This window comes from Aquirufa sp. HETE-40SA (assembly GCF_054558635.1).
Genome location: NZ_JBPXKN010000001.1, coordinates 154,469 through 179,585, shown reverse-complemented (window position 1 = coordinate 179,585; position 25,117 = coordinate 154,469). Strand labels below are relative to the sequence as shown.

General features: G+C 42.0%; 20 protein-coding genes and 1 tRNA gene. 6 read left to right on the top strand and 15 right to left on the bottom strand.

What is annotated here, in order from left to right; translation table 11 throughout:
* Window position 1 precedes the first annotated feature (1 nt).
* The 6 genes from ACRZ9O_RS00800 to ACRZ9O_RS00775 form a co-directional block, all read right to left on the bottom strand.
* Complete coding sequence (locus tag ACRZ9O_RS00800; RefSeq protein ID WP_459455434.1) at window positions 2–2,191, bottom strand: carbohydrate binding family 9 domain-containing protein; 2,190 nt, start codon at window positions 2,189–2,191, stop codon at window positions 2–4.
* Window positions 2,191–3,294: an Lnb N-terminal periplasmic domain-containing protein gene (locus ACRZ9O_RS00795; RefSeq protein WP_459455432.1), complete on the bottom strand. Its 1,104-nt coding sequence runs from the start codon at window positions 3,292–3,294 to the stop codon at window positions 2,191–2,193. The genes ACRZ9O_RS00800 and ACRZ9O_RS00795 overlap by 1 nt, the downstream gene beginning before the upstream one ends.
* Entirely contained in the window at window positions 3,295–3,966 is a 672-nt protein-coding gene (rsmI, locus tag ACRZ9O_RS00790) for a 16S rRNA (cytidine(1402)-2'-O)-methyltransferase (RefSeq protein ID WP_459455430.1), read from the bottom strand.
* Between the two features lie 63 nt (window positions 3,967–4,029).
* A tRNA-Ser gene (locus ACRZ9O_RS00785) sits at window positions 4,030–4,117 on the bottom strand.
* A 65-nt stretch (window positions 4,118–4,182) separates the two neighbouring features.
* Window positions 4,183–4,932, bottom strand: a complete 750-nt coding sequence (locus tag ACRZ9O_RS00780; RefSeq protein ID WP_459455427.1) for a tRNA (adenosine(37)-N6)-dimethylallyltransferase — start codon at window positions 4,930–4,932, stop codon at window positions 4,183–4,185.
* On the bottom strand, window positions 4,922–5,629 hold the full coding sequence (locus ACRZ9O_RS00775) for a hypothetical protein (RefSeq protein ID WP_459455425.1): 708 nt from the start codon (window positions 5,627–5,629) through the stop codon (window positions 4,922–4,924). The genes ACRZ9O_RS00780 and ACRZ9O_RS00775 overlap by 11 nt, the downstream gene beginning before the upstream one ends.
* 74 nt (window positions 5,630–5,703) lie before the next feature.
* On the opposite strand from ACRZ9O_RS00775, the gene kduI reads away from it, so the two are divergent.
* Window positions 5,704–6,534 carry a 5-dehydro-4-deoxy-D-glucuronate isomerase gene (kduI, locus tag ACRZ9O_RS00770; RefSeq protein ID WP_459455423.1) on the top strand — a complete coding sequence of 277 codons (831 nt, stop codon included), beginning with the start codon at window positions 5,704–5,706 and terminating at the stop codon, window positions 6,532–6,534.
* Between the two features lies 1 nt (window position 6,535).
* Window positions 6,536–8,401, top strand: a complete 1,866-nt coding sequence (locus tag ACRZ9O_RS00765; protein ID WP_459455421.1) for a glycoside hydrolase family 88 protein — start codon at window positions 6,536–6,538, stop codon at window positions 8,399–8,401.
* Here ACRZ9O_RS00765 and ACRZ9O_RS00760 read toward each other — a convergent pair.
* Together ACRZ9O_RS00760 and ACRZ9O_RS00755 are read right to left on the bottom strand one after the other, a co-directional pair.
* Window positions 8,378–9,052: a DNA/RNA non-specific endonuclease gene (locus ACRZ9O_RS00760; protein WP_459455419.1), complete on the bottom strand. Its 675-nt coding sequence runs from the start codon at window positions 9,050–9,052 to the stop codon at window positions 8,378–8,380. The genes ACRZ9O_RS00765 and ACRZ9O_RS00760 overlap by 24 nt on opposite strands.
* Window positions 9,052–10,935 carry a beta-N-acetylhexosaminidase gene (locus tag ACRZ9O_RS00755; protein ID WP_459455417.1) on the bottom strand — a complete coding sequence of 628 codons (1,884 nt, stop codon included), beginning with the start codon at window positions 10,933–10,935 and terminating at the stop codon, window positions 9,052–9,054. The genes ACRZ9O_RS00760 and ACRZ9O_RS00755 overlap by 1 nt, the downstream gene beginning before the upstream one ends.
* A gap of 100 nt (window positions 10,936–11,035) precedes the next feature.
* Between ACRZ9O_RS00755 and ACRZ9O_RS00750 the strand changes: the two genes are divergently transcribed.
* The gene (locus ACRZ9O_RS00750; protein ID WP_459455415.1) at window positions 11,036–12,289 is read left to right on the top strand and encodes an ammonium transporter; all 1,254 of its coding nucleotides are present in this window, start codon (window positions 11,036–11,038) and stop codon (window positions 12,287–12,289) included.
* Window positions 12,290–12,307: 18 nt separating this feature from the next.
* Entirely contained in the window at window positions 12,308–12,649 is a 342-nt protein-coding gene (locus tag ACRZ9O_RS00745) for a P-II family nitrogen regulator (protein ID WP_459455413.1), read from the top strand.
* 189 nt (window positions 12,650–12,838) lie between these two features.
* On the opposite strand, the gene ACRZ9O_RS00740 is transcribed toward ACRZ9O_RS00745, so the two are convergent.
* Entirely contained in the window at window positions 12,839–13,504 is a 666-nt protein-coding gene (locus ACRZ9O_RS00740) for a spheroidene monooxygenase (RefSeq protein WP_459455411.1), read from the bottom strand.
* Window positions 13,505–13,561: 57 nt separating this feature from the next.
* Between ACRZ9O_RS00740 and ACRZ9O_RS00735 the strand changes: the two genes are divergently transcribed.
* Complete coding sequence (locus ACRZ9O_RS00735; protein WP_459455409.1) at window positions 13,562–14,671, top strand: vWA domain-containing protein; 1,110 nt, start codon at window positions 13,562–13,564, stop codon at window positions 14,669–14,671.
* A 1-nt stretch (window position 14,672) separates the two neighbouring features.
* The gene (locus tag ACRZ9O_RS00730) at window positions 14,673–16,103 is read left to right on the top strand and encodes an AAA family ATPase (RefSeq protein WP_459455407.1); all 1,431 of its coding nucleotides are present in this window, start codon (window positions 14,673–14,675) and stop codon (window positions 16,101–16,103) included.
* A gap of 317 nt (window positions 16,104–16,420) precedes the next feature.
* Here the strand turns inward: ACRZ9O_RS00730 and mnmE are convergent, their stop codons facing one another.
* Genes mnmE through ACRZ9O_RS00700 form a run of 6 tightly spaced genes read right to left on the bottom strand, consistent with a single transcriptional unit; the run spans window position 16,421 to window position 25,117 of the window.
* Window positions 16,421–17,782, bottom strand: a complete 1,362-nt coding sequence (gene mnmE / locus ACRZ9O_RS00725; RefSeq protein ID WP_459455405.1) for a tRNA uridine-5-carboxymethylaminomethyl(34) synthesis GTPase MnmE — start codon at window positions 17,780–17,782, stop codon at window positions 16,421–16,423.
* Between the two features lie 3 nt (window positions 17,783–17,785).
* Window positions 17,786–18,070: an SCP2 sterol-binding domain-containing protein gene (locus tag ACRZ9O_RS00720; RefSeq protein WP_459455403.1), complete on the bottom strand. Its 285-nt coding sequence runs from the start codon at window positions 18,068–18,070 to the stop codon at window positions 17,786–17,788.
* A 42-nt stretch (window positions 18,071–18,112) separates the two neighbouring features.
* Complete coding sequence (locus tag ACRZ9O_RS00715) at window positions 18,113–20,935, bottom strand: PD-(D/E)XK nuclease family protein (protein WP_459455401.1); 2,823 nt, start codon at window positions 20,933–20,935, stop codon at window positions 18,113–18,115.
* Window positions 20,935–22,641 carry a GMC oxidoreductase gene (locus ACRZ9O_RS00710; protein WP_459455399.1) on the bottom strand — a complete coding sequence of 569 codons (1,707 nt, stop codon included), beginning with the start codon at window positions 22,639–22,641 and terminating at the stop codon, window positions 20,935–20,937. Before ACRZ9O_RS00710 ends, ACRZ9O_RS00715 begins: the two co-directional genes overlap by 1 nt.
* Before the next feature lie 8 nt (window positions 22,642–22,649).
* Window positions 22,650–23,138 carry a gluconate 2-dehydrogenase subunit 3 family protein gene (locus ACRZ9O_RS00705; RefSeq protein WP_459455397.1) on the bottom strand — a complete coding sequence of 163 codons (489 nt, stop codon included), beginning with the start codon at window positions 23,136–23,138 and terminating at the stop codon, window positions 22,650–22,652.
* Window positions 23,139–23,158: 20 nt separating this feature from the next.
* On the bottom strand, window positions 23,159–25,117 hold the full coding sequence (locus ACRZ9O_RS00700; protein WP_459455395.1) for a putative porin: 1,959 nt from the start codon (window positions 25,115–25,117) through the stop codon (window positions 23,159–23,161).

Below are 25,117 nucleotides of genomic sequence, written 5' to 3'. Positions count from 1 at the left end.
CTTAAAATTGCTTTAGATAGGACAATTTAGCTAAAAAACTTTGTTGCTTCTGCTGGCTGCTATCCGTTCCTTGGTAATTCAAGGAGTTAAATACCAGATAAACATAGGATAAAGGCTGGTATTCCCAGGCTAGACGCATATTCACAGAATTCAAATTATCCGTGGTATTTTTTTGGTAAAAACCAATCAACTGTAATCGCGGATTGATGGCCATACGAGTTTCCAAAATCAATAAATTAACTTCTTTTGTCTCACGAGCCACACCCACGTCTTCAAACTTACTCCAATTCCATGTTAAACCTACATTCATGTGTGGGATGGGGGCCAAACGAAATTTAGAATCAATCATTTGTAATGTGCCGTTAAAAAAGCCGCCCCAACCGTATTCTGTAGATCCTGAATATTTTGCACTCGGGTCACTAGCTAACAAAAATCCCTGTCTAAAATACTTATAGGAACCAGGTTTAATTCGAATACCCACTGGATTAAAATAATCTTCCAAGTTCTGAACGCTCGCATCTATATAGCCACCAATGATTCCCCCATTTTGCAGATTAAACCACAGAGGCCCAGAGACCAATTTTTGTTCCACTATATTACCCGTCGTTAAACTATGGTAAATTTCCGTGTAAACTCCTGGTTGCCAAAATCGAACAAATTTAGGCAACCAATTGGCTCTAACATTAAAATCGATTCCTTGAGAATTTGAAATCACATTTTTTCTCGAAACAAATCCCATTGCCGGATTATATTGATCCGAAACTACCGTATGCGTCCAATATAAAGTCACCAAATTGTCTTTATATAGAAACTGACCATATTCTGCAAAACCTTGACTTTCACTCCGACTATCTTGTGTCATCGTCCCCATTCCACTAAAAGAGAACCTATCATTAAAACGGACAAAGGCATCAATTGCTCCGGTAGATTGAACAGAGGAAGGGGATGATTTAGTCGTAGCAATGACTCCTATCCTATTTTGTTTGCCAAAATTCTCAGAAACACGTCCTACAAAAAAATTCGTAAAGGGATCTCCATCACCCTCGCCTTGTCGCATATAGATACCACCGATATTTCGATTTTCCGATCGATACACAAAACGAGATCCGGCCGTTATGGCAATCGGGTTCACATTTGCATCCAATCCAATCGTTCGACTAAAGAAGGGTTGTATGTACATCGATCCACCCACTACCTCATTTATGGGAGCTAAACCAGCTGAAAAAAGGGAGGCATTCTCTAAAAAGAATTGACGTCTTTCAGGAAAAAAAACAGAGAACCGTGAAATATTATTTACTTGCCTATCCACGTCTGCCTGAGCGAAATCCGTATTAAACGTTAAATCCACTACCGAGGTAGGACTTATCGCCCATTTTATTTCACCCCCTGCCTTAAATTCTGAAGCTTGAGCATTTCCTATTTCCGTTCCCTCCGACTTATTGGAAACCTGTAATAAATAGGGAATAAATCGAATATTCGTGGAGGTAGGCGGTGGAGGAATAATCCCCGTTAATTTTCCGGCATAATCCATTCGCAATGGACTCATGGAACGCGGGTGAGGTGACCAAACCGTCAATTCATTACTCGATCGACGTACCCTAAAAAAATTAATCCCCCAATCTTGGGATTTGTTTTCTTCTGTTTTAGGATAGCGTAAAGTTTGCCAAGGAATCGCAAACTCAGCTACCCAGGAGGAATCTGACCGATGTGTTCTCACCCGGTACAATCCATCCCAGTCAATATCAAATTGTCGGTCATCAAAGGCAAGCAAATCCCTTTGAGCACCATACGCATTAGATTGTAATACAATCGCATTGCGTTTGTCATTAAATCCATCAATCGCAATTCCAAAAAGATCATTTTCAACGAACATATAATCCCGCTTCAAATTAGGAGCGCGGTAGCTATTTTTACCCAGACTATCTTTTGAGATAGCCGCCACATATAGGAATTGCTGATTATAAAGCAGTTTAACGGTTGAATTGAAGGATGCTTTTTGACCCTGATTGGGCTCAACTTGAAAATCTAAATTCACCGATGGTGCATTCGACCATTCCAATTCATCCAGATGGCCATCCGCTTTTAAGGAACGCTCAATCTTCAAGGGCTTAAATTCCTTTTGAGGTTCTAATGGTTTGAATACCTCTTGAGAAAAACTACAAAAGGAGATAAAGAGTAAGATATAACGCATTATTTTTTGATGAACGATAAATAGCAAACTCGGATAAAAATAGGTAAACCAATTAAAACCACAGGTGTGAATTGCATTCCTGACCAAATGAGACCGATTAAACACAAAACGCTGATAATCTGTAAGTACTTTTTCCATTTCAATGGGTTCTTTGCAAACCAAAACACCAATGGAAAATTAAATGGAAACAGCATCAACGAAGCAGGATTCCATGCCATCACTTCGTGATTTGTAGCTGTACCTAAGAAGAAAATGAACCAGGCTAACACTCCAATCACGGAGAAAAGAGCCACATCGGCTGCATACGGAAATTTCACTTTAAACGAAAAGAATCCCACCAGCAGTGACAAAATACTTAAAATCACATAGGGTCCTGTAAAATCAAAAGGTGCCACCACAGAGGCATCCGCTTCGAATAAAGTCACCGGATTAGCAGACAAACCTTTGGCAAGATTCGTAGCAGACGCTAAATTATCAGGCAAGTAACACGATTGAGAGGCAGTTGCCTTCACGTTTGAAGGGACGCCTAAGGCTAAATTCATACCCAAGGTCACCCAGGAATTAGGTGCTAAATAGTTGTTCATCCAATCGCGGTAAGATTTGCCTTCTAGGTTAGGAGCCTGCTTCCAAGCATATTTACCCGGAGCATTACGCTCGATCATATCCCGAATACGTGTGGAGCAATTATCATAGAAGAATTTGTAGGCATATTCTCTATTTTCTGGCAATAAGTTGTTTTCTAAAGCCTGAAAAATGGCATTTTTTTGAAGAGAATCGAGTTGCAGTTTTTGGGCAATCATCCCGCGTTTCTCGTACTGCGCATTGTATTCAAACTCATCCCGCATAGAATGGACAGAGATCGTATAGGGTAAGGTCCCCATCAAAAATTTTAGATAGAAATTCTCCGTTCTAAAATCAAAAGTCCCATAACTATAGGCGCGATCAATACCGTTCGAGGAATCATTTATCCAAAGTATAGTATGGCCAAAAGCGGAATGCAATTCTTTACCCGGGGCAACTGTCACTAAAACCACTTCAGCTTTTGAGCTCAATTGCGCCTTTGCAGCTAACGAAATCAACAAGAATAAAAGGATCTTTTTCATCTATTTTCCAGCAATAACAATCACAATTTCACCTCGCACTTTATCCGGGTGAGCCACGAAATAGGCTAAAACTTCCGTAGCTGTCCCTCGAACCATCTGCTCGTGTAGTTTACTTATTTCACGCCCAACCATCACTAAGCGATCAGCCGAGATAAATTCAACAATTTGCTCCAAAGCCTTTACTAAACGATGCGGAGATTCGTATAGAACGATGGTTCTTTCCTCTTCAGCTAATGCTTTCCAACGCGTTTGACGCCCTTTTTTGTGAGGCAAAAAACCCTCGTACACGAAACGATCCGTCGGAAAACCAGAATTAACTAGGGCTGGAACAAAGGCTGTTGCACCAGGTAAAGATTCTACTTCGATCCCATTGTCCACACAAGCCTTCACTAAAAGATACCCTGGATCAGAAATACCAGGCGTACCCGCATCGGAGATGAGGGCTAATGATTTGCCTTCCTTTAACATCTTTATCACACCCGGAACACCCATATGTTCGTTATGAGCATGATGAGAATATAAGGGTTTGGAGATATTAAGGTGCTTCAATAATTGCCCTGAATTACGCGTGTCTTCGGCTAATATACCATCCACCTCGCCAAGCACCCGAATGGCACGCAACGTGATATCTTCTAAATTCCCAATGGGAGTAGGTACGAGGTATAATTTCATTCCGAAATTTAATTAAATGACCTGAAACAAAAAAAAGCGAAACTTTCGTTTCGCTTTTCGCTCTGGTAGAGAGTGAGGGATTCGAACCCCCGGACCTGTAACAGTCAACAGTTTTCAAGACTGCCGCAATCGACCACTCTGCCAACTCTCTGTCTCCTTAAGAGATTGCAAAAGTAAGGCGTTTTTCCACATTTTGCAATACCTACCTCTAAAATTTTAGATAATATTCAAGATAAAATCTCTTTTGGCTTGAAAATCAAGCTCATCTGGAATCCAGTTAATAGCAATCCCAGCACGTTCCATTTTCCTAAAATAGGTCATTTGACGTTTGGCAAACTGATGAATTGCTGATTCAAGGCCTTTTTCAAATTCGTCACGCAAAATCAAGCCTTCCACAAAATTAACCATCCATTTATATTCTAAACCCATCCAACGCAATTCCTGGGGATGAACGCCATCGAATAAAAGTTGCTGTACCTCCGCAAGCATTCCCTCTTTCAGCCGGGCTTGAAATCGTTTCGATATCTTCTCTCTGCGTGAGTCGGTCGATGGATTTAGGCCAAAGACTGTATACTTAAATTGAATATCCAGTGGCTCTGACAAGAAATGAGGTACATGGGAGAATTGATAATTCGCTAACAAGGATTCGATATATAAACCGGTTCCACCACAAAGTATGGGCTGCTTACCACGGGCAAAAACGTCATTAATCGCATCAAAAGCAGCTTTTTGGAAGTGCGCTACGGAGAAGGTCTCTCCTATTTCGTGGCTATCGATGAGGTGATACGGAATGAATCCATATTCTTTTAAGTCTTTTCCGGTGCCTATGTCGAGGCGTCGGTAAATTTGGCGGGAGTCTGCTGAAATGATTTCCCCATCTAGCGCGCACGCTAGTTCCACGGCTAAAGCCGTTTTACCACTCGCCGTGGGGCCTAATAATACGATGAGCTTCTGATCAGTAGACATAACGTAATTTCAAATTTCCTTTATTCATTCGATCACCTAGCTGAATGGGTGCCGTCTCCCCTATTTTAGTAAATCCAACTGACAAAAAACCTTTGCCCGTATTCCATTCCTTGTCCACGTAGGTCATCACATTGTGGGTTTCAGGATGTAAATCTTTGTATGCCTGCAAGAATTTCGTCAAACCTCCTACCAGGCGAATGCTAGATAAAGTGGCAATTTCAGTGAGTTCACCAGATAAGCAGCCTTCTAAACCCGGCTCTTTCATTACCAATGATTTGCCAAAAACAGCCACTGCCAGTAAAGGATGACCCTCAAATACATAAGAACTTTCAATTCCACGAAAAACCCGATGCGGTGGAACGATGCAGCCAAAATAACTAGAGCCCTTTAAAAAGCCTTTCACGTGTTCTTTATCTAAAAATTCCCTTGCCGTCTCCGCATCTATTTGCACGATTCGGGTATCCCGGGCAAAAACGGATCGTAAAGACTTCACCCGTGCTAGCAATAGTTTTTCGATAGATGCACGACGCGACAACCATTGATCTTCCCAAATACAGATATCTCCCAGTTGACTTTCTCCTGGCATTGCATTTACCCGTACATTTGATGACTCATGATACCACAAGCCATCCGATGTCGATTGAAAACCGACAGAATTAAGAAATTGAGCGAGGGTATGTGGGAACTCTTTTGGCATAAAACGTGTAAATATACAGTAGAATTAGGCGCAAAAGCGCTTTACATCACAAACAAATAGAAAAAACTAAACGAATGGACTACAGATTTGAGGCGAGCAGAAAGGAAGTTTCCACCTTTACGAATCAAGAGATCAGAGATAATTTCTTAATCTCAACCATCTTTCAAGCCGATGAAATTAAATTAACCTACACCATTTATGATCGCATGATCATCGGTGGCGCGATGCCGGTATCAAAAACATTAAGTCTTCCGAACCCAGATAAATTAAAAGCTAATTTCTTCCTAGAAAGACGTGAATTAGGCATCATCAATGTGGGTGGAAAAGGTACGGTGACAGCAGATGGAGAGTCATTTACCATCGATAAATTAGGTGCTGTTTATGTAGGCCGTGGCGTGAAAGAGGTAAGTTTCAGTTCTTCTTCGAGTGAAAATCCTGCCCAATTCTATTTATTATCTTCCCCAGCACACGCAACTTATCCGAACGCAAAATTAGATCGCGAACAGGTAACAACCGTTGTTTTAGGAAGTTTAGAGACATCGAATCACCGCACTATTTATAAATACATTCACAATGAAGGCATTCAATCCTGTCAATTAGTGATGGGCTTGACAATTTTAGAACCGGGTTCTGTTTGGAATACCATGCCGGCACACGTACATGATCGCCGAATGGAAGCGTATTTATATTTTGATGTGACGCCAGGTCATGCTGTATTGCATTTGATGGGCGAAACGACGGAGACGAAGCACATTTGGGTACATAATCACCAAGCTGTTATTTCGCCACCGTGGTCGATTCACAGTGGATCGGGGACGAAGAACTATTCCTTTATCTGGGGAATGGCGGGTGAGAATAAGGATTATACGGATATGGATTTTGCCGAAATTTCTGATTTACGCTAATATGAAAAAACTGATTGTTCTTTTATTCGGGCTAAGTACCGCGGTGAGTGCCCAAAACTATTCCGAGCTAATGGCCAAGTCCATTATGCACACGCATCCAGATTCCATCACCGTGAAAGTGGGGAAGCCAGCGGGTTGGGATTATGAGCAAGGACTGGTATTGAAAGCTTTGGAACATGTGTACCAAAGAACGGGGGACGCCACCTATTTCAACTACATTAAAAAGAACATCGATAGTTTCGTCGATGCGAATGGAAATATTCGCACCTACCATTTCGACGAATTTAATTCGGATAACATCACCACAGGACGTATGCTCTTGTATCTGTACCAAGAATTAGGGGACGAGCGATACAAAAAAGCTGCTGATTTGTTGAGAAAGCAGATTTCGGCGCAACCGAGGGATGCGGACGGCGGATTTTGGCATAAAAAAAGATACCCGAACCAAATGTGGTTAGACGGACTTTACATGCTAGAGCCATTTTATGCTGAATACGGACAAATCACAAAACAAGATAACTGGGCTGATATCATCAAACAGTTCCAATTGATGTATAAAGGGGCAATTGACGCTAAAACAGGCCTTTTATTCCACGCCTACGATCAGGCCAAAGCGCAGCCTTGGGCGAATAAGACAAACGGACATTCCCCTAATTTTTGGGGTAGGTCTATGGGCTGGTATGTGATGGCTTTAGTGGATGTGTTAGATTACATGCCTAAGAATCATCCATCTAGAAGCATCTTAATTCAACAATTAAATCAATTATCTGCTGCCATCGCGAAGATCCAAGATCCTACTTCAGGCGTTTGGTATCAGCTACCGGGTTATCCAGGTAAAAAAGGTAACTATTTCGAAGCATCTGCGTCAAATATGTTCGTTTATGCCTTCGCGAAGGGTGTTAGAAAAGGGTATTTACCTGCTTCATTCCGCAAAAACGCAGAAAAAGGCTATGCAGGAATCCTGAAAGAATTCATCACAAAAGATGCAGCGGGTTACATTCATTTAGAAAAAACGGTCACTGTAGGCGGCTTAGGTGGAGTACCTTACCGCGATGGATCGTATGACTATTATTTGAGTGAGCCATTGCGAACAGATGATTTAAAGGGCGTGGGGCCATTTATTTTAGCCTCTTTAGAGATGGAAATTGCCAAAGAATTGCCGTTAGGCGCTGGCAAAAAAGTAGTCTTAGACTATTTCTTTAACCACGAGACAAAAAATGGCAATCGTTTCCACTATACCTGGGAAGATCGCAAGGACTCCGGTTTCAACCAATGGGGAATCCAATTCGAGCAATTAGGAACTAGCTTAGATACCTTGGGCATATCCCCTACGCGGGAGAACTTGAAAGGTGCATCGGTTTACATCATCGTGGATCCAGATAGCCACAAGGAAACAGCGAAACCTAATTTCATGACGGCTAAAGCGGCGGATGAAATCGAGGCCTGGGTAAAGGCAGGCGGTAATTTGATTCTATTAGCAAACGATACAACAAACTGTGAGATACCACAATTTAATATTTTGGCTAAACGTTTCGGCATCGAATTCGTCGCACCTAATTTAAATTTTGTTCAAGGTCGTAACTGGGAACAAGGTGCGGTGTTAATTCCGGCTGGTAACGAGATTTTTGACCCGATTAAAAAGGTCTATATCAAAGAGATTACAACGTTAAAATTAAGTGGAAACGCGAAGCCATTAGTGAATCACCTAGGTCATGTGGTGATGGCAACCGCTAAAGTAGGCAAAGGGAAAGTATTTGCGCTGGGTGATCCTTGGTTGTACACCGAATACACGAATAACCGTAGAACGCCACTTGAATACGAGAATTTCTTAGCCGCTAAAAAGCTAGCGATTTATATGCTGCGCTAGTTTGCGCGGAAAATGAAAGCCTGTCATCTTTTCTAAAGTTTCTAAAGAAACCGAATAAGTCTGCCAGTTTTTGTTCAAAACTCGTTCATTTGGAAATAATATACACCAGATTCTGTCTGGTGTATACACGACCTTCCAACAAAAGGCGGGTACGATTACACCTGAGCCGAGCCGACCTTTTGACCCTATTCCGCCGGAATAAATTAAGAGTTGCAAGCCTCTCTTGACTGCTAATTTGCGGCAATATTCCTCAAGCATCTTGTATGGCCCACGATTTAACTCAGGCGTCTGAGGTATCATATTAGACATGAGGAAAGTCTCTTCATTCAGGTATTGCGCGGCAGTTCTATCTTCAGAATTACATAAATGCCCTCTGTCATAACCAGAATGAGAATAATCCTTTTCATCCACGATCTTAAATCCACGTGGAAAAGACTCGTCTTGCATAAAACGATTCGATCGATCTACAGATCCTATATCACTGGATTTCAATGTCCACCCCACCCAATTCGCACGCCCTTCCACCCCATTATAGGACATTACATATCCTTTTTTTACGGAAAGATAGTTAGTCGTAGAAGCAGAAGAGGCGCCCGAAATATTGGGCACCCCTACGGATAAAAATAAACTTAAAATAAGGTTTAAAAGCATTATTTAGCTCTTTTTTCTAGATCAGCACGCGTAATGTTCATCGTACGGCCCATCATCTTCGAACCGCGATACGATACGATGCGCATCAATTCAGCGTCCTTGGGTACCGCTACTACACCTGATGCAACCGGATAATGGTTATCAGGATACGAATTATCGAAACTGTAGTGAATCTTTAATCCAGAGATTTCATTCTTTAATTCTACAAACAATTCTCCTTTCGCATTCTTTGTCACATTCACAATCGCCTCATACATAGAAGGTGCATATTTCTTATCTGCTACGTCAAAACGTGCCATATGATCTTCCACGCGTCCTATGAAATTATCCCAGTTTTTGTTTTCATTTGGAGACCACAAAGACTCAGAAATGGCTAAAGCTCTTGGATACATCATGTACTGCAAATGGCGGTAATTGAACAATTGCTCTGACCACAAATTCGCTTGTCCACCCTTGACTAATTTCGCATCCACACCATCCGGAACCGGATTAAAGGCATAAGAATCACTTAAGCGAACTGTTTTGTATACCGGCGGCTCGATTGCACGATCACCTTGCATTAAATCCACATACACCTGGTTATTAGGCGTCATGACCACTTCGTGACCTAATTTTGCCGCTTCCACTCCACCTGCGATGCCGCGCCAAGACATCACCGCTGTTGCCTTAGGCAATCCCCCGCCCTCTAAAATCTCATCCCAGCCTAACATGCGCTTACCTTTGGACGTAATAATCTTCTCTAAACGACGTACAAAATACGCCTGCACCTCTTGCGAATTTTTCAATCCCTCCCGAGCTCTTAAAGCCAAAATCTCCGGATTGTTGTCCCAGTAGTTTTTAGGGCACTCATCGCCTCCCATGTGGATGTATTCATACGGAAAAAGACTAGCCACCTCACCCATCACCTTATCTAAGAAAGTATATACTTTCTCATTTGCAGGACATAGCGTATTGTCTAATAATGCCTCTGGATGATCATGTGACCAATCGATGAATGGCTCACCAGAAATAACTTCATATTTATCAGCTCCTGGCGTACAAGAAAGTTCAGGATAAGACGCAATCGCCGCCATCGAGTGACCTGGAACATCCACCTCTGGAACGATATTCACGAAACGATCCTGTCCGTATTTTACCAATTCCTTGATATCTTCTTGGGTATAAAAACCGCCATAATTACGCGGTTCATCTGGTTCAGGCTTCGAAAAAGTAGTGAAACGACCCACTTTCTTCACATTAAAGGCTCCTTTCTTCGTCAAATTAGGATACGATTTAATCTCGATTCTCCAGCCTTCATCGTCTGTTAAATGGAAATGTAAAATGTTGTATTTGTATTCTACCATATCATCGATGAATTGCTTTACCTCTTCTTTCGTAAAGAAGTGACGCGAGACATCGAACATTTGGCCACGCCAAGCGAAGCGTGGGGTATCCGTAATTTGAGCAAATGGAATCGTCCAATTCACTCCTTTAGCGACCGTTTTAGATTCAATCTCTTTAGGTAATAACTGGACTAAGGTTTGGATTCCATAGAACAAACCCGCTGACTTATTCGCCTTGATCGTAACCCCTTTTGCATTTACCTGCAAATCATATCCCTCTGCACCTAATTTTGCATTGTTCACTAATTGCATCTGTATGAAAGCAGCTCCCGATGATTTAAGGGTAACCGCACGACCCGTTGCCTTTTTTAGTTTACTTACCAAAGTCGCATAGCCCACTTTTAATTGGGAATCAGACGGACCAGAAATAGAAATGGCAGCAGGTAGAATGAATTTGCCAGCCGGATAAACCGCCTGAGATGGAATCGGGATAATCGATGGAATTTGTGCAAGTGAAATACTGGTTACACTTAAAAAAAAGAGGGTGAAAATTTTCTTCATCAGATAGGTTTTTGATTCGTTTAAAGTTCCACCAAAATGCAGAATATTCCAAATCGTTTTTTATTTTTGCATACAAGCATTATATACAAAACACAAAACCATGAATGAAACTGCCACGCTTGCTGCTCAGCAAGTGGAACTCACACACGCTATTGACACTGTTTGGGTGGCCCTATGCGCCGCTCTTATTTTCCAGATGGAAGGAGGATTTGCTCTTTTAGAAGCAGGATTCGTCCGTTCTAAAAATGCCATCAGTATTATTGCCAAAGTGATGATCGACATCATCTTTGGCGGAGTTGCTTTCTATTTAGTCGGATTTGGAATTGCCTATGGCAAATCCAATGGCTACTGGGCTTTCGACACCGGAATAATGGACGGTGATCTAGGTCTAGGATTAACCATCTCAAATTCACTATTCTGGTTCATCCAAATGGGCTTTGCCGTAGCAGCTATCTCTATTGTTTCTGGCGGTGTGGCGGAAAGAATGAAAATGTGGGCCTATGCTGTTTATGTAGTCATCTTCAGCGCCGTTTTATATCCATTAGCAGCCAATTGGGTTTGGAACCCGAACGGTTGGTTAGCCCTTCGCGGATTTAACGACTTCGCAGGTTCAGCCGCCATTCACGCGATGGGCGGTTTTGCTGCCTTAGCTGGTGCGATCGTTTTAGGACCCCGCTTAGGAAAATACAACGAAGACGGAACGGCTAATGCCATCCCTGGTCATAATTTAACTTTATCGGCCGTAGGAGCTTTCATTCTTTGGTTCGGTTGGTTCGGGTTTAACCCAGGCTCCACTTTAGGAGCTGTAGGCAAATGGGATCTAATCGGATCCGTTGCCACTAATACCTTCTTAGCTTCAGCTGCAGGTGGAATGGCTACAATGTTATACACCTTCATGCGCTACAAAAAAGTGGATATCACTATGGTAATCAATGGTGTTTTAGCCGGTTTAGTGGCTATAACAGCTGGTTGCAACGTGGTTAGCCCTGATTCAGCTTTAATTATCGGTTTCATCGCGGGTACCATTGTGGATATCGCCGTGGTGGTTGTGGATAAAATGAAAGTAGATGATCCAGTGGGTGCCGTGGCGGTACATGGGGTGAACGGTTTCTTTGGAACGATTGCCGTGGGTCTATTCTCCCAAAAGAATGGTCTATTCATCACCGGCGAAAGCGAACAATTTATTACACAATTAATTGGAGTGTCAGTCATCAGTGTTTTCTCTTTTGTACTAACCTATGCCATCTTCATGACATTGAAAAAGACGATTGGAATTCGTTTAAGTCACAAAGCAGAATCGGCAGGTATTGATGCCGTTGAATTTGGGGTAGAAGCATACACAACTTTTGAATAATAGCTAAATAAACACGATATGAAAAAGGTAGAAGCCATTGTAAAACCATCGAAATTAAAAACTATTCAGAAAGGCTTGATCGATGCCGACATCCCTTGTATGACCGTAGTTCCCGTTCGTGGAGCCGGTTTACAGCAAGGATATTCAGAAATATACCGCGGTACGGAGAAGTCAATGATTTTATTGCCAAAGGTGATGATCATCTGCGTCGTTAGCGACGAAAACCTCGAAAAATGCATTGATGTCATCCTAGACAACGCCTCAGAAGGCAACGTGGGAGATGGCAAAATCTTCGTGTATGATGTGCAGGATGCGATCAGGATCCGGACGAGGACGAGGGGGATTGAAGCAATTCGTTAATAAAAAAAGGGCTTAGGCCCTTTTTTTATTAACGAATTGCAAAGAATAGAGCACAAAGCATAAAGAATAAAGATGGATTCGCCTACGGCGATGAATTCGTGAAGTATTAAACATACTATCAAAAAAGGGGTCGAAATTCGATCCCTTTTTTGATTCCATATTTATTCTTTGTGCTTTATGCTTTATGCTTTAAATAGTAGCTACCACGCGAAACCTCGTAAACATTTCCTCCGAATACCACCCAATCGTCCTCGTCTTCTTGATCATGGGCGCGTGTTCCTTACTTTTATAAGCAAAAGCATCCAGGTTTTCTGACGAGTCCCAAAGACTTAGTGTCGCTTGTTCGATGAGGGGAAGTTCGCCCACGCCTTTGGCAAACAATAAACCAGCCCGATTTTCTAGGTATTTACTCGCGTGGGAGACATAGAACCAGAAAATAGGGGATTTATACCACACAATACTAGCGCGCGTCATCACTAAAAGGGGGCCATTTCCGGGATCTTCAACGATCGAAAAAGGATTCGATCCATTCCACGTTCCATGGCCTTTGATGGCAACGGCATCATAGCCTCTCGTAGCAGATGAACGGGCGGAAAGACTAAGCCAACGTTCGTTCGTATCGAAAAAATGGTCAGAAGCTGCTTGATTATCAAAAACGCCTAAGAAAGCATAAGTGGAAAAATCAGGCCAAACAGAAAAACCGTTTCCTGCGCCTACACCTAAGTGTTTTGCGAAAGAAAGGCCGTCTGATTCCCATTTAAGGACGAATGAGCGACCCATTTCTGCGAAGGCGAAGCGCTTGTTTGAGAAGCCTTCAAAGGATAAAAACCGAATAGAAATAATTTGTTCGCTCATTTTGTCAAATTTAGTCGTTTATTTGAACAATTAAAGCGTTAGCTGGGTTTAAAAGACATGAATAAAAAGGGATTTTATTTTAAGGAGTTCGAGGAGAAAAGCATCTCCCCTTTTGATAAGCTTTTCGGGATTTTTAAGGAATTAATCACACATACGTCGGGAGATTTTGATGAGGCAATCGAGTGGTTGCGCGAATTAGATAAGGAATACGAGCTGACGGATGAAAATTACACGATTGAGGATTTCATTGAGGATTTAAAGGCCAAAGGTTATATACGCGAGGAAATCGATGAGAATGGAGGTTCTGGGATGGGGATTACGGCCAAAACAGAGCGAGCCATTCGCCAAACGGCGCTAGAGAATATTTTCGGAAACTTAAATAAAAGTGGATCTGGCAATCACAAGACTAAAGCATCTGGCCAAGGGGATGAAATGACGGGGGAATTTAGATCCTATCATTTTGGCGATAGTCTAGAGAAAATCTCCCTCACGGAGAGTCTAAAAAATGCCCAAATCAATAACGGTATAGGTGAATTCGAATTAACTGAGAATGATTTAGTCGTGGAAGACACGCAATACAAATCTCAGATGAGTACCGTGTTGATGATCGATATCAGCCACTCGATGATTCTGTATGGTGAGGATCGGATAACTCCAGCGAAGAAAGTGGCGATGGCTTTGGCAGAACTCATCACGACCCGCTACCCAAAAGATACCATCGACATTCTGGTCTTCGGAAACGATGCCTGGAGCATTTCGATAAAGGATATCCCCTATTTAAAAGTGGGGCCTTACCATACGAATACGGTGGCAGGACTGCAATTAGCGATGGATATTCTTCGTAGAAAGCGAAATACCAACAAACAGATTTTTATGATTACCGACGGAAAACCGAGCTGTGTTCGGGAAAAAGATGGTACGTATTACATGAATAGCAATGGCCTTGACCCTTATGTGACAGAGAAATGTTACACGCAGGCGGCGCAGGCACGTAAATTACACATTCCCATTACCACCTTTATGATTGCCAGGGATTCCTACCTGCAGCAATTTGTGGACAAATTTACCGAAGCAAACCAGGGAAAAGCCTTTTACACAGGCTTGAAGGGCTTAGGGGAAATGATTTTCCAAGATTACGAAACGAATAGAAAGAAAAGACTCAAATAAGATGATCCACAATTTAGGCGAATTAAAGGCCTCAGGCTACATAAGCAAATCGATTAAAGACGAATTAAGAGACAACTTGATTAAACACATGGAGGCGGGAACGACCGTTTTCGAGGGTGTTCACGGTTTTGAAAACTCCGTTATTCCAGAATTAGAGCGCGCAATCTTGTCTCGCCATAATATCAATTTATTGGGTTTACGCGGTCAGGCAAAAACACGTTTGGCTCGTTTAATGATCAATCTTTTAGACGAGTATATCCCCTACGTGGCTGGTTCGGAGATTAATGATGATCCTTTAGCTCCTATTTCTAGATTCGCTATCGATTTAATCGCTGCTCAAGGAGATGCGACACCGATTGCGTGGTTGCACCGTTCGGATCGTTTTGCGGAAAAATTAGCGACGCCAGATGTAACGGTGGCCGATTTAATTGGTGATGTGGATCCGATCAAGGCGGCGAATTTGAAATTATCGTATGCAGATGACCGGGTGATTCACTTTGGAATGATCCCCAGAGCAAATCGCTGCATCTTTGTCATTAACGAGATTCCTGATTTACAGGCACGTATCCAGGTAGCCTTATTCAACATTTTACAAGAGGGCGATATCCAAATCCGTGGTTTCAAATTGCGTTTACCTCTAGATCTTCAATTCATCTTTACGGCGAACCCGGAAGATTATACGAACAGAGGAAGTATTGTGACGCCTTTGAAAGACCGTATTGGTTCTCAAATTTTGACCCATTACCCAGAAACGATTGCGATTGCACGCAAAATATCTTCTCAAGAAGCACGCATAAATGCAGCTCAATCTGATCGAGTTTATGTCCCAAATTTAGCCTATGATTTATTAGAGCAAATCATTTTTGAGGCGAGAGAAAGTGAATATATTGATACCAAAAGTGGCGTCAGCGCGCGTATGAGTATTTCCATGCTTGAGAGTTTAGTGAGTACAGCGGAAAGACGTGCCCTGTTAAACCGCGAGAAATCGACAACCGTACGTTTGGCAGACTTCATGGGCATAATCCCTGCCATCACGGGTAAAGTAGAATTAGTCTATGAGGGAGAGCAAGAAGGCGCAGCTTCCGTAGCTGAACAACTGATCGGTTCTGCCATCAAATCTTTCTTCCCAGGCCTTTTCCCGAAGATCGAAAAGCTATCTAAGAAGATTGAAGAAAGTCCTTATGCTACATTAATGGAGGCTATTTATGCAGAAGGTGGCGTGGTATTGTATGATGAATGTAATGCAGCTGACTATGCTTCGACTTTGAATGAAATTAAGCCATTGAATGAATTGATCAAGAAATACCAGCCGGATTATGCGAAAGAGGATATCCTTTTCTTAAAGGAATTTGTGTTGTGGGCGCTGGCAGAGTATCAGAAGTTGGGGAAGGAGAGATTGACTAACGGGTTTCAGTTTCGTGATTTGTTTTAGAAAAACTTGAACTATTTCGAAATCCCATTTGAAAATGGCCGATTTCTACTTACCATTCTTAAAAATGGCCTACGACATATTTTTTACGAATGGTAAGTAGGAATCTCTATCTATTATCTATACTCTCTTATCTCTAATTTAAAATAGCATCGCCGCAGGCGGTTCCAACTTTGATCTTTGAACTTTGGTCTTTGCTTTATATCTCTACTCTATAATCTCCTCTCTCTAATCTAAATAGCATCGCCGCAGGCGAAACAACCTTTGTGCTTTTTGCTTTGTTCTTTATGCTTTAGTAAATAATTTCTGCTACGCAGAAATTATTTACCTATACAAAACTTGCCAAAGATATTCTTCAGCAAATCGTCATTCGAAATCTGCCCAGTTATCTCACCTAAATGGTGTAAGGCATAACGAAGGTCTTGCGCGATGAGATCACCTGTTAAACCCGTTTGCAAAGCGTTAAGGACGCCTTCTAAAGTTTCTTGCGTTTGCAATAACTGCTGGTAATGACGCAAATTCGTCACCAAAGTGCCATTCGTGCTTACTTGATCTAAACCGACTACGTTTAACAAGGCGGTTTCGAGGTCGTTCAGTCCGTCGCGGTTCTTAGCGGAGATGGGAATTAAATCATGGATAGCCGATTTAAATGCAGATAGATCAGAAATTTGATCTACTTTGTTTAACAACTTAATCACGGGAATCTCAAGTGAACCGAGGGCTTCCACGCCGGCCGCGAGACCAGCTGGCGTTTCAGAAGTGGCATCTGCCATATAAATGACCACCTGCGCTTTCTTCACCCAAGCTTGTGTTCGCTCCACTCCCAGCGCTTCAATCACATCACTCGTTTCTCTTAAGCCGGCCGTATCCACTAAGCGGAATTTGATTCCACCTAAGGTCCACTCGTCCTCGAGGGAATCGCGGGTTGTTCCAGCAATGTCAGAGACAATAGCACGATCCTCGTTCAATAAGGCATTTAATAAGGTCGATTTACCTGCATTGGGTTTACCCACAATTACCGTGGCAACTCCATTCTTCACCGCATTTCCGGCTCTAAAGCTGGAAACCAACGGACGGATATTGGTTAATAATTGATTAACCAGTGCTTCTAAATCTTTGCGATCAGCGAATTCAACATCTTCTTCACCAAAGTCTAATTCGAGTTCGATTAGGGAAGCGAAATGGATTAATTCTTCCCGTAACGCAGCTAATTCCTTCGAAAAACCACCGCGTAATTGATGCAAAGCAGCATTTTGTGCAGCGGCAGAATCGGCGGCGATGACGTCTGCTACCGCTTCGGCTTGGGCTAGGTCGAAGGCTCCATTTAGGAAAGCGCGCTGGGTAAATTCGCCGGGGCGAGCGAAGCGAGCCCCCTGTTCTACAAACAATTGCAAGATACTCTCTTGGATGAAAGGGGATCCGTGGCACGAAATTTCGACCACGTTTTCCTTCGTATAGGAACGGGGAGCAATGTATAAACTAGCGACTACCTCGTCATAGACACGACCAGCAGACTCAATACGACCATAATGAATCGTATGAGATGCTTGGATGGATAGATCTTTGGGCTTAAAAACGGCATTCACGATATCGATCGCTCGATCCCCTGAAAGACGTATCACCCCGATCGCTCCTACCCCTGCGGGCGTCGCTAAGGCTACAATCGTGTCGCTAAAATTCATGTATTACAGTAAATTCGTCAATTTCATCGCGACAGACATATCGCCAGAGATTTTTACTTTACCCGTCATTACGGCCATCATCGAGTTCAATTCTCCATTTAAAATGGAGGTGAATGTTTCCTCAGTTGTTGAGATGGTGCAATCTGAATCTAAGTTTTCATTTGAAACGGAACCATCCCCTCCTACGACAATGATTCCACCTGGGAATGCAAATTTAAATGAAACGCCTTGACCGCCTTTTTGAGCAGCTAAAGCAATAATGCGATCGTTGATTTCTTGAAATGTCATGTTATTTTATTTAAAGCGCAAAATTAAGTCATTTTCATCAAACTACACGTTTCGATGGCAAATTGAGGTAAAATCACAGTAAGTACATTGGTCTAAATTGACCGTTTTTTCAAAAGCCTCTTCTGATGAAATCAGTGACTCCACCCAATATTTAATTAATTTCTCCGATTCCTGCACGAATTCGGTTACCGATTCACCTTCCGTAAATTCTAAGGACGATGAGATTAACTTATCTTTAAAATTTCGGAAAGAAATAATACCGGGCTGCAAGGAGATACGGTCTAACTCGAGATCTTTCAAGAATTCCTTTCTGTCGGCTGGGGATTTTTGCAATTCCTTCGTCACTAAAAACTTGTACATCCACAATTGAAATAATTTTGCATTCAGTTCTTTCTCTTGTAATGTCTCTGCTAAACTCTCCCCAGCTTTCACATCTTTATTTTCCACCTTTCCGGTTTTGTAATCAACGATTCGAAGAACTGAGCCGCCTTTTAAATCCAATCGGTCAATCCGGCCTTTCATTTTGACAGGCCAAATTTCAGTACCCACCGGAACTTGAACCACCGTATTGACTACTTCCTCCACGGCTAACAATTGAATCCGATCTTCATACCAGGACGCCGATTCTTCGAAGTAACTTCCTAATAAGGTTTTGGCCACCTCCTGAAGCACATAATTAAAGCCTTTTTCGACCTCGAAATTTCCTTCGCGCTCCTTGATCTTTTCCATCGCCTCAGCTAACAAAGGTTCGATCAATGCCTTCTTTTGTGCCACGGTAAGACCATCTTCATAACCACCTGAAGCAATCATTTGTTTATCGAGTAATTCCAAAACCTTGTGCACCCAGGTTCCGAATACATCCGCCCCCATCTCGTCATCGCGCTGTTTTTCTTGTTGCAGGTTGACAATTTGAGAGAAATAATATTTCAATGAACAACTCGCAAACATGGCGACAGAAGAGGGAGATAATCCCCGATTCGCAAGCAGCGATTTTATTTCAGCAATCAACTCTGGGGATTTTTCAATTCGAAGAGCTAATTCCGGATTTTTCACTGCATCAGAACTGAATTTAACGACAGGTTCACGAAGGATTATATGTGGATTCTTTTTGGCCCAATCATAGCGAATCTGACGAATAAAACGACTTACTTCTGCTGAAGACGAATCATTCTGCACATAAACTAGCATCACCTCTTTAGGCCGCTGCAATAAACGATAGAAGTGATAACTCGTCACGGCATCCGCTTGTGTAAACGTAGGCAGCGAAAAGGCTGCCATATTCGCAATGTCCACGGGAATTAAACTTTCCCGTTTACGCGTTCCAGGCAAACTGCCTTCATTCAACGAGAGAACAATTACCCGATCAAAATCCAATGTCCGCGTTTCCAACAATCCCATCACATGGAGTGAACGATTTTCAGCCCCCTCAAACGTCATTTTCTGCTGCTGAAGTAATTGTTTACAAAGCGCTTGACCACTTTTGACAGAAATAAAAGGATTCGTTTGTGCAATCTCTTCCAGCTTATCTAACACGGTCAAAGCCTGTAAAATAGCCTGCGATTCCGCATCCCAATCGTCTTTATCTGTTTTGTACAGAATATCCGTTAATAAGCGAATCAAAGCTTTCAGGCAATCTTCGAAAGTGGATGAAGACGGTATAAAAATGTTACCCCCGCTCGGAACTTGTGAGAGATATAAATCTGTCTCTTTCCAAGCAGGTACCTTGACGGAATTCATCAATGGATGTTCTTTCAAGGATTTAACTAAAGCAATGGGATATTTTTCCAAAGGAACCATAGACCACCACATCTCCATCAACGAAAACACTTGGGACTTCTTCAATGAATATCCCATTGTGATATTCAAACGATCTTTAAATTCCCCTAAATAGGGCAATAAAGAATCCAAAAGGCTCTCATCTCCTAAAACCAAGGCCACTTGTTCAAAATCACCGTGCTCACTTTGCCAAGCCCTGATTTGCTCTAAAGCCACAAAAATCTGAGCCGATGGATTCGCTAAACCGATAATCTCTACCTCTTTTGGTTTTTCTACCAAATCACGCTCCATCCAATGAAAGGGTCCGCGAGATAAATAACTAGAACTTCCTGGATTCGAATAATCTCGTAACCAATTCCCCGCCCGATGGTGCTTGTTTTTAACATAATATTCATCCACATCCCAAAGTGTCTGCGCCACATTCTCCCGCAATAACAAGCGAATGATGGTCTCCTCCGATTTGGACAAAGCATTAAAACCAACAAAATAAATTTGCTTAAAACCAAGTGATTTACCCGCCTCTAATAGCTCTACCAGTTTTCGATAAGCGAGCCCCCGATAGGTAGTTCCCTTCGATTCCAACCTACTTTTCAGCCGAACATACACCTCTAAAAGCGAGTCGTATAATTTAAAATAAGCCTGCGTATTAGGTGTGATCCAACCATCCGCCTGATCTTGTCCATATTCTTGCCCCCACCGTTCAATCGATTTCGCCTCAGAAAGAAAGGAAAACAAGGCTGAGGGATCTACTAAATACAGATCCAACGTATCAAAGTCCTTTAACATCATCTGACCCCAGGTGACAAAGCGATCAAAATCAACCTTCGAATCGACCTCTTTAAAACAAGCATAGGCCTCCATTAACAGATCGATTGGATCCTCTAAGACAGAATCAGACATCTGTAAAGCAAATTCCTCGATTGTAAAGAAGGAAGGAGATAAAAAGGGCCTATCCCCTCGTATGGCTAATTCTTTTTTCAGGTAAAGAATACCCCGTTGCGAGGGCATCACCACAGCAATATCTTTTAATCCCTCCATGCCATGGGCCTGAAAGAGATGATCTGCCGTTTTACCTAAAAATGTCTGCATTAGAGATTTCCCTTTTTCATTTCTTTCACAGCAAAATCCACCGCACGGGCTGTAAATGCCATGTAAGTTAGCGATGGATTTTGGGTAGAAGTAGAGGTCATACAAGCTCCGTCCGTCACGAACACGTTCTTGACGTGGTGCATTTGATTCCACTTATTTAAAAGAGACGTCTTCGAATCTGAACCCATTCTCACTCCACCCATTTCGTGGATATCTAATCCAGCAGGAGCGTGTGTATCACGTGTCTTGATGTTCTTAAATCCAGCCTTCTCGTACATTTCGGTGAATTGATCAATAAAGTCTTTGACCATTAGGTCATCGTTATTATCATAACTTACATCCATGTGCAATATTGGCATTCCCCAAGCATCTTTTTTAGTCGCGTCCAAAGTCACTTTATTACTTTCCTTCGGAATAGTCTCCCCCATCATGTGCGATCCAGCGTACCAGTTCGACCATTTAGGATTTAATAACGAATTCTTCAAGCTTTCGCCTACCGAACTTTGGTCCGCATGCGTTCCTCTTCCACCGCTCATGCCTGCCGCATACCCACGTAAGAAGTTCGTTTCTTGCTTGTATAGGTTTCTAAAACGCGGGATATAACCTGAATTAGGACGTCCACCAGCCGTTTTATAATCTAAAAATCCTTCGTATTCCGCAGATAAAGAGGCACGGTAATTATGGAAGGCGACGTGCGTTCCTAATAAACCACTATCATTACCTAATCCATTCGGGAAACGAGAAGACTTCGAATTCAATAAAATTAAGTTTGTATTAATGGCAGCAGCTGTCACAAAAATGACCTTAGCATAATATTCCACCATCTCTTTCGTGTGCGCATCTACTACACGTACTCCTACTGCTTTCTGTTTCTTTTCATCATAAATGATCGAATGAACCACAGAATCCGTTCTTAGTGTCATGTTACCCGTCTTCGCAGCCCAAGGTAAAGTAGACGAGTTCGCACTGAAATAACCGCCATAAGGACAACCCCTTTGGCATAAATTACGACCCAAACACGTTCCGCGTCCCTGTTGAATATGAATATCGCGAGGCTCCGTTAAGTGTGCGCAACGACCAATAATCACATGGCGATCTGAATACAATCGCTTCATCTCCTTTTGGAAATGCTTCTCCACGCAAGTCAATTCCATCGGAGGCAAAAAGTCTCCATCTGGCAAGGAATCTAAACCATCTTTATTTCCAGAAATTCCGGCAAAATGCTCCACATAAGAATACCAAGGATCAATTTCCTTATACGTAATAGGCCAAGGTACCGCAAATCCATCGCGTGCTGGTCCATCAAAATCTAGTTGAGACCAACGCTGAGTTTGGCGAGCCCACATAAGCGATTTTCCGCCTGTTTGGTAGCCACGAATCCAATCAAATGGTTTATCTTGTATGTAAGGGTGCTCCTTATCTTTCACAAAAAAGTGCTTCGCATCTTCTTTAAAGGCATAACACTTCGAAATAATCGGGTTTTCTGCCACTTCCTCTTTCGTTAACTGTCCGCGGTGTTCAAATTCCCATGGACTCGTAAGCGTAGTCGGATAATCCACATTATGCGTTACTAGGCGCCCTCTTTCCAGCACCAAAGTTTTAATTCCTTTGTCACAAAATTCTTTAGCAGCCCAGCCACCAGCCATTCCTGAACCTATCACTATCGCACCATAAGTACGTTTTTCTGCATTATTTAAAATATTCATCGCTCGATTTATTTCTTTAAGGGTTCACAGCCATTGAAAAATCCAGGTGCCATCACGTAATTCAAATGATTCACCATCACATATTCCGTAGTCATATAACCACGAATAGTCAGACCTTTTAAAGTTGCCATAGCTTTCTGTGCATCGGCTCCCATTTTGCCCTGTTCAATTTGGAAAAAAAGCTGTTCCTTCTCGGACTCAGAAACCTTGTCAATGGAAGGCAAAGCCGCTAAAACCTTCATTAACGTTGCAGATGTCGAGGGTTCATAGCAATCGCGAAGCATCACCTTTACAAAGGCAGGAACTCCTAATGAAACAGCTCCAGGAATACTGGATTCTGGAATAATAACTCCCATCCATTGTTGTAATAAAGCATCTTGATCAGCGCTCCATTTAATTGCGGGCGCATCAGAAGCTTTTAGGTCTGTAAAAACAACGCTGCCTAAAGTGGCCAGCGCCATTCCTTTCACCCAATTTCGGCGTGAAATCGATTTCATATTTTTAGGTTTAATGTATTTTAATCAAATAACAACCAGCGAACGCCATAACCAAAGGAGCGTGCCATCGCTGGATGTAAATAAGCCGTATAATAATTATTATTTAGTAATCCCTGAGTTGCATTCTGCATTTTAAAGAAGAGTCTAACTCGATTAATGCGCAAGCTTACGTAGGGATCCACTTGTATAAAGGAAGGGATTTCATAGCGATCTTGCAGATGATATTGCTGTATTGTAGGCATGTAGGCATCTGCATAATAGGCAGATTGATGCTGCACATCCACACCAAATTGCATATACAATAATTTCTTGTATTGCACATTTAAAGCGAAAGAGGCATTTGCCACGAAGCTAGGCATCCTAATCACATCGGGGCCTGTCTTTGTATTCGCAAAAACCAGGGATGTCCATTCAAATTTGCCATGCTTTCCTCCAGCACTAAAACCCGTGCGAAATACACCAATCGCATCTTTTGCTTGTTTAGCATTAGACAAGGTGTCAAAATAAGCATAGCTTGCAATTCGCTGAATAGTGGCCGTTGGGCGGAAATAAACACCTTTCGAGTGCAAATCAAGCGTACCGGTTAACTCATCAAAAAGGACGTTCTCAAGGGATTGATCCCATCGGAAAGAGGCATTATAACTCCAATTTTGGGCGACCGTAGGACTAACAGACATTCGACTCGCTTTCACCTGAAAGAAAGGAGAAACAAAGGTGGCATGTAACCGATAATCTGAACCTATTAAGTACTCTCCTTCTGCTGTAAAATCTATCTTATCATTGATTTTTTGCTGCAAAAACAATCCAACGTAATTCTCTAATAAATTGCGATTTAATCTAGCCATCGGGTTATTCACGTCCCAATAACGTTGCTTAAAATAAGTGCGATAGTTAAATCCTCTAAAAACACCTTTTATGCCAGTCTGATGTGCATAAGATTGCCATTGATTTTCATTATAAAGTGAATCCTGCTGCGCCTCAAAATTTTTGGAATAAAAGGCGTTCGATAAATTAGCAGTGAAATCAAGATCTCTAAATTTAGCCATCCTGTTCTCCACATCAATTCGCTGAAAAAATTGCAATCCTTTGAATCCAATAAACTCATGATAGAAATGGAACTTGATAAAAGAATCATTTGATTGGACGCCAGAATTAGTAAAAAGCGCTCCATTATCTACATATTTTAAGGCCGAGGTCGGATCTAACCCATTTAACAACTGAATTCCCCCTTGATCTTGAATACCCACATCAAAATAATTCAAATGCGTTAATAAGCGATACCGATTATTGCGCGTCCTGAAATTAGTTTGCAATAAGACCCCCCATTGACCGGATAATGTTTGATCACCCGTTTTAAACTTACTATCAGTTAAAAATTTATCTGAAACCAACCTCTGAATCTCAAACCCAATATTCCAAAGTGAATCTACGTTACGGGCAAAAGTAAAATTCAAGCGCGTTTGACCACCTGCGCCTAAGTAATATTCCACATCAGAATAGGGCGATTTAGTCTGGTAATATTTAACCTCATCTGTCGCAAATGCATAAGGTAGGTAGGCATTATATCCCATTTGAGCACCAATTTGATCCGGTTTCCTCAAAAAAAGGTTTCTCACTGCAGTACCTTCATTACCCAAATTAGCCGTTAAAAAACTCGATCGTTCTTGAAATAAATACCTGTGAAATAGGTTTAAAGTCGTATCTACTGAATTTTTTGTTCCTCGGCCGTTTAACAAATCTTCCTCCACAAAATAAGACATCGTCTGAGGTCCATAAACCATTTTAGTAGAGTCATCTAAAGCAGCACGCCCAGATTTATTACTATTTGTTGCAGATTTTGCGGTATTCGGATCTCTAGGTGCCATCGGATCAGGAAAACCATTCCTTTCTTCCGTAGGAACCTGTCCTACCCTCTGCCTTTGAGAAAAAAGCGGCGATAAACTACCCAAAAACAATAATAATACGAGTCTATATTTCAC

Coding starts and splice junctions, on each gene's coding strand:
- ACRZ9O_RS00800 (WP_459455434.1), bottom strand. CDS start 2,191: ATGCGTTATATCTTACTCTTTATCTCCTTTTGTAGTTTTTCTCAAGAG.
- ACRZ9O_RS00795 (WP_459455432.1), bottom strand. CDS start 3,294: ATGAAAAAGATCCTTTTATTCTTGTTGATTTCGTTAGCTGCAAAGGCG.
- rsmI (WP_459455430.1), bottom strand. CDS start 3,966: ATGAAATTATACCTCGTACCTACTCCCATTGGGAATTTAGAAGATATC.
- ACRZ9O_RS00780 (WP_459455427.1), bottom strand. CDS start 4,932: ATGTCTACTGATCAGAAGCTCATCGTATTATTAGGCCCCACGGCGAGT.
- ACRZ9O_RS00775 (WP_459455425.1), bottom strand. CDS start 5,629: ATGCCAAAAGAGTTCCCACATACCCTCGCTCAATTTCTTAATTCTGTC.
- kduI (WP_459455423.1), top strand. CDS start 5,704: ATGGACTACAGATTTGAGGCGAGCAGAAAGGAAGTTTCCACCTTTACG.
- ACRZ9O_RS00765 (WP_459455421.1), top strand. CDS start 6,536: ATGAAAAAACTGATTGTTCTTTTATTCGGGCTAAGTACCGCGGTGAGT.
- ACRZ9O_RS00760 (WP_459455419.1), bottom strand. CDS start 9,052: ATGCTTTTAAACCTTATTTTAAGTTTATTTTTATCCGTAGGGGTGCCC.
- ACRZ9O_RS00755 (WP_459455417.1), bottom strand. CDS start 10,935: ATGAAGAAAATTTTCACCCTCTTTTTTTTAAGTGTAACCAGTATTTCA.
- ACRZ9O_RS00750 (WP_459455415.1), top strand. CDS start 11,036: ATGAATGAAACTGCCACGCTTGCTGCTCAGCAAGTGGAACTCACACAC.
- ACRZ9O_RS00745 (WP_459455413.1), top strand. CDS start 12,308: ATGAAAAAGGTAGAAGCCATTGTAAAACCATCGAAATTAAAAACTATT.
- ACRZ9O_RS00740 (WP_459455411.1), bottom strand. CDS start 13,504: ATGAGCGAACAAATTATTTCTATTCGGTTTTTATCCTTTGAAGGCTTC.
- ACRZ9O_RS00735 (WP_459455409.1), top strand. CDS start 13,562: ATGAATAAAAAGGGATTTTATTTTAAGGAGTTCGAGGAGAAAAGCATC.
- ACRZ9O_RS00730 (WP_459455407.1), top strand. CDS start 14,673: ATGATCCACAATTTAGGCGAATTAAAGGCCTCAGGCTACATAAGCAAA.
- mnmE (WP_459455405.1), bottom strand. CDS start 17,782: ATGAATTTTAGCGACACGATTGTAGCCTTAGCGACGCCCGCAGGGGTA.
- ACRZ9O_RS00720 (WP_459455403.1), bottom strand. CDS start 18,070: ATGACATTTCAAGAAATCAACGATCGCATTATTGCTTTAGCTGCTCAA.
- ACRZ9O_RS00715 (WP_459455401.1), bottom strand. CDS start 20,935: ATGCAGACATTTTTAGGTAAAACGGCAGATCATCTCTTTCAGGCCCAT.
- ACRZ9O_RS00710 (WP_459455399.1), bottom strand. CDS start 22,641: ATGAATATTTTAAATAATGCAGAAAAACGTACTTATGGTGCGATAGTG.
- ACRZ9O_RS00705 (WP_459455397.1), bottom strand. CDS start 23,138: ATGAAATCGATTTCACGCCGAAATTGGGTGAAAGGAATGGCGCTGGCC.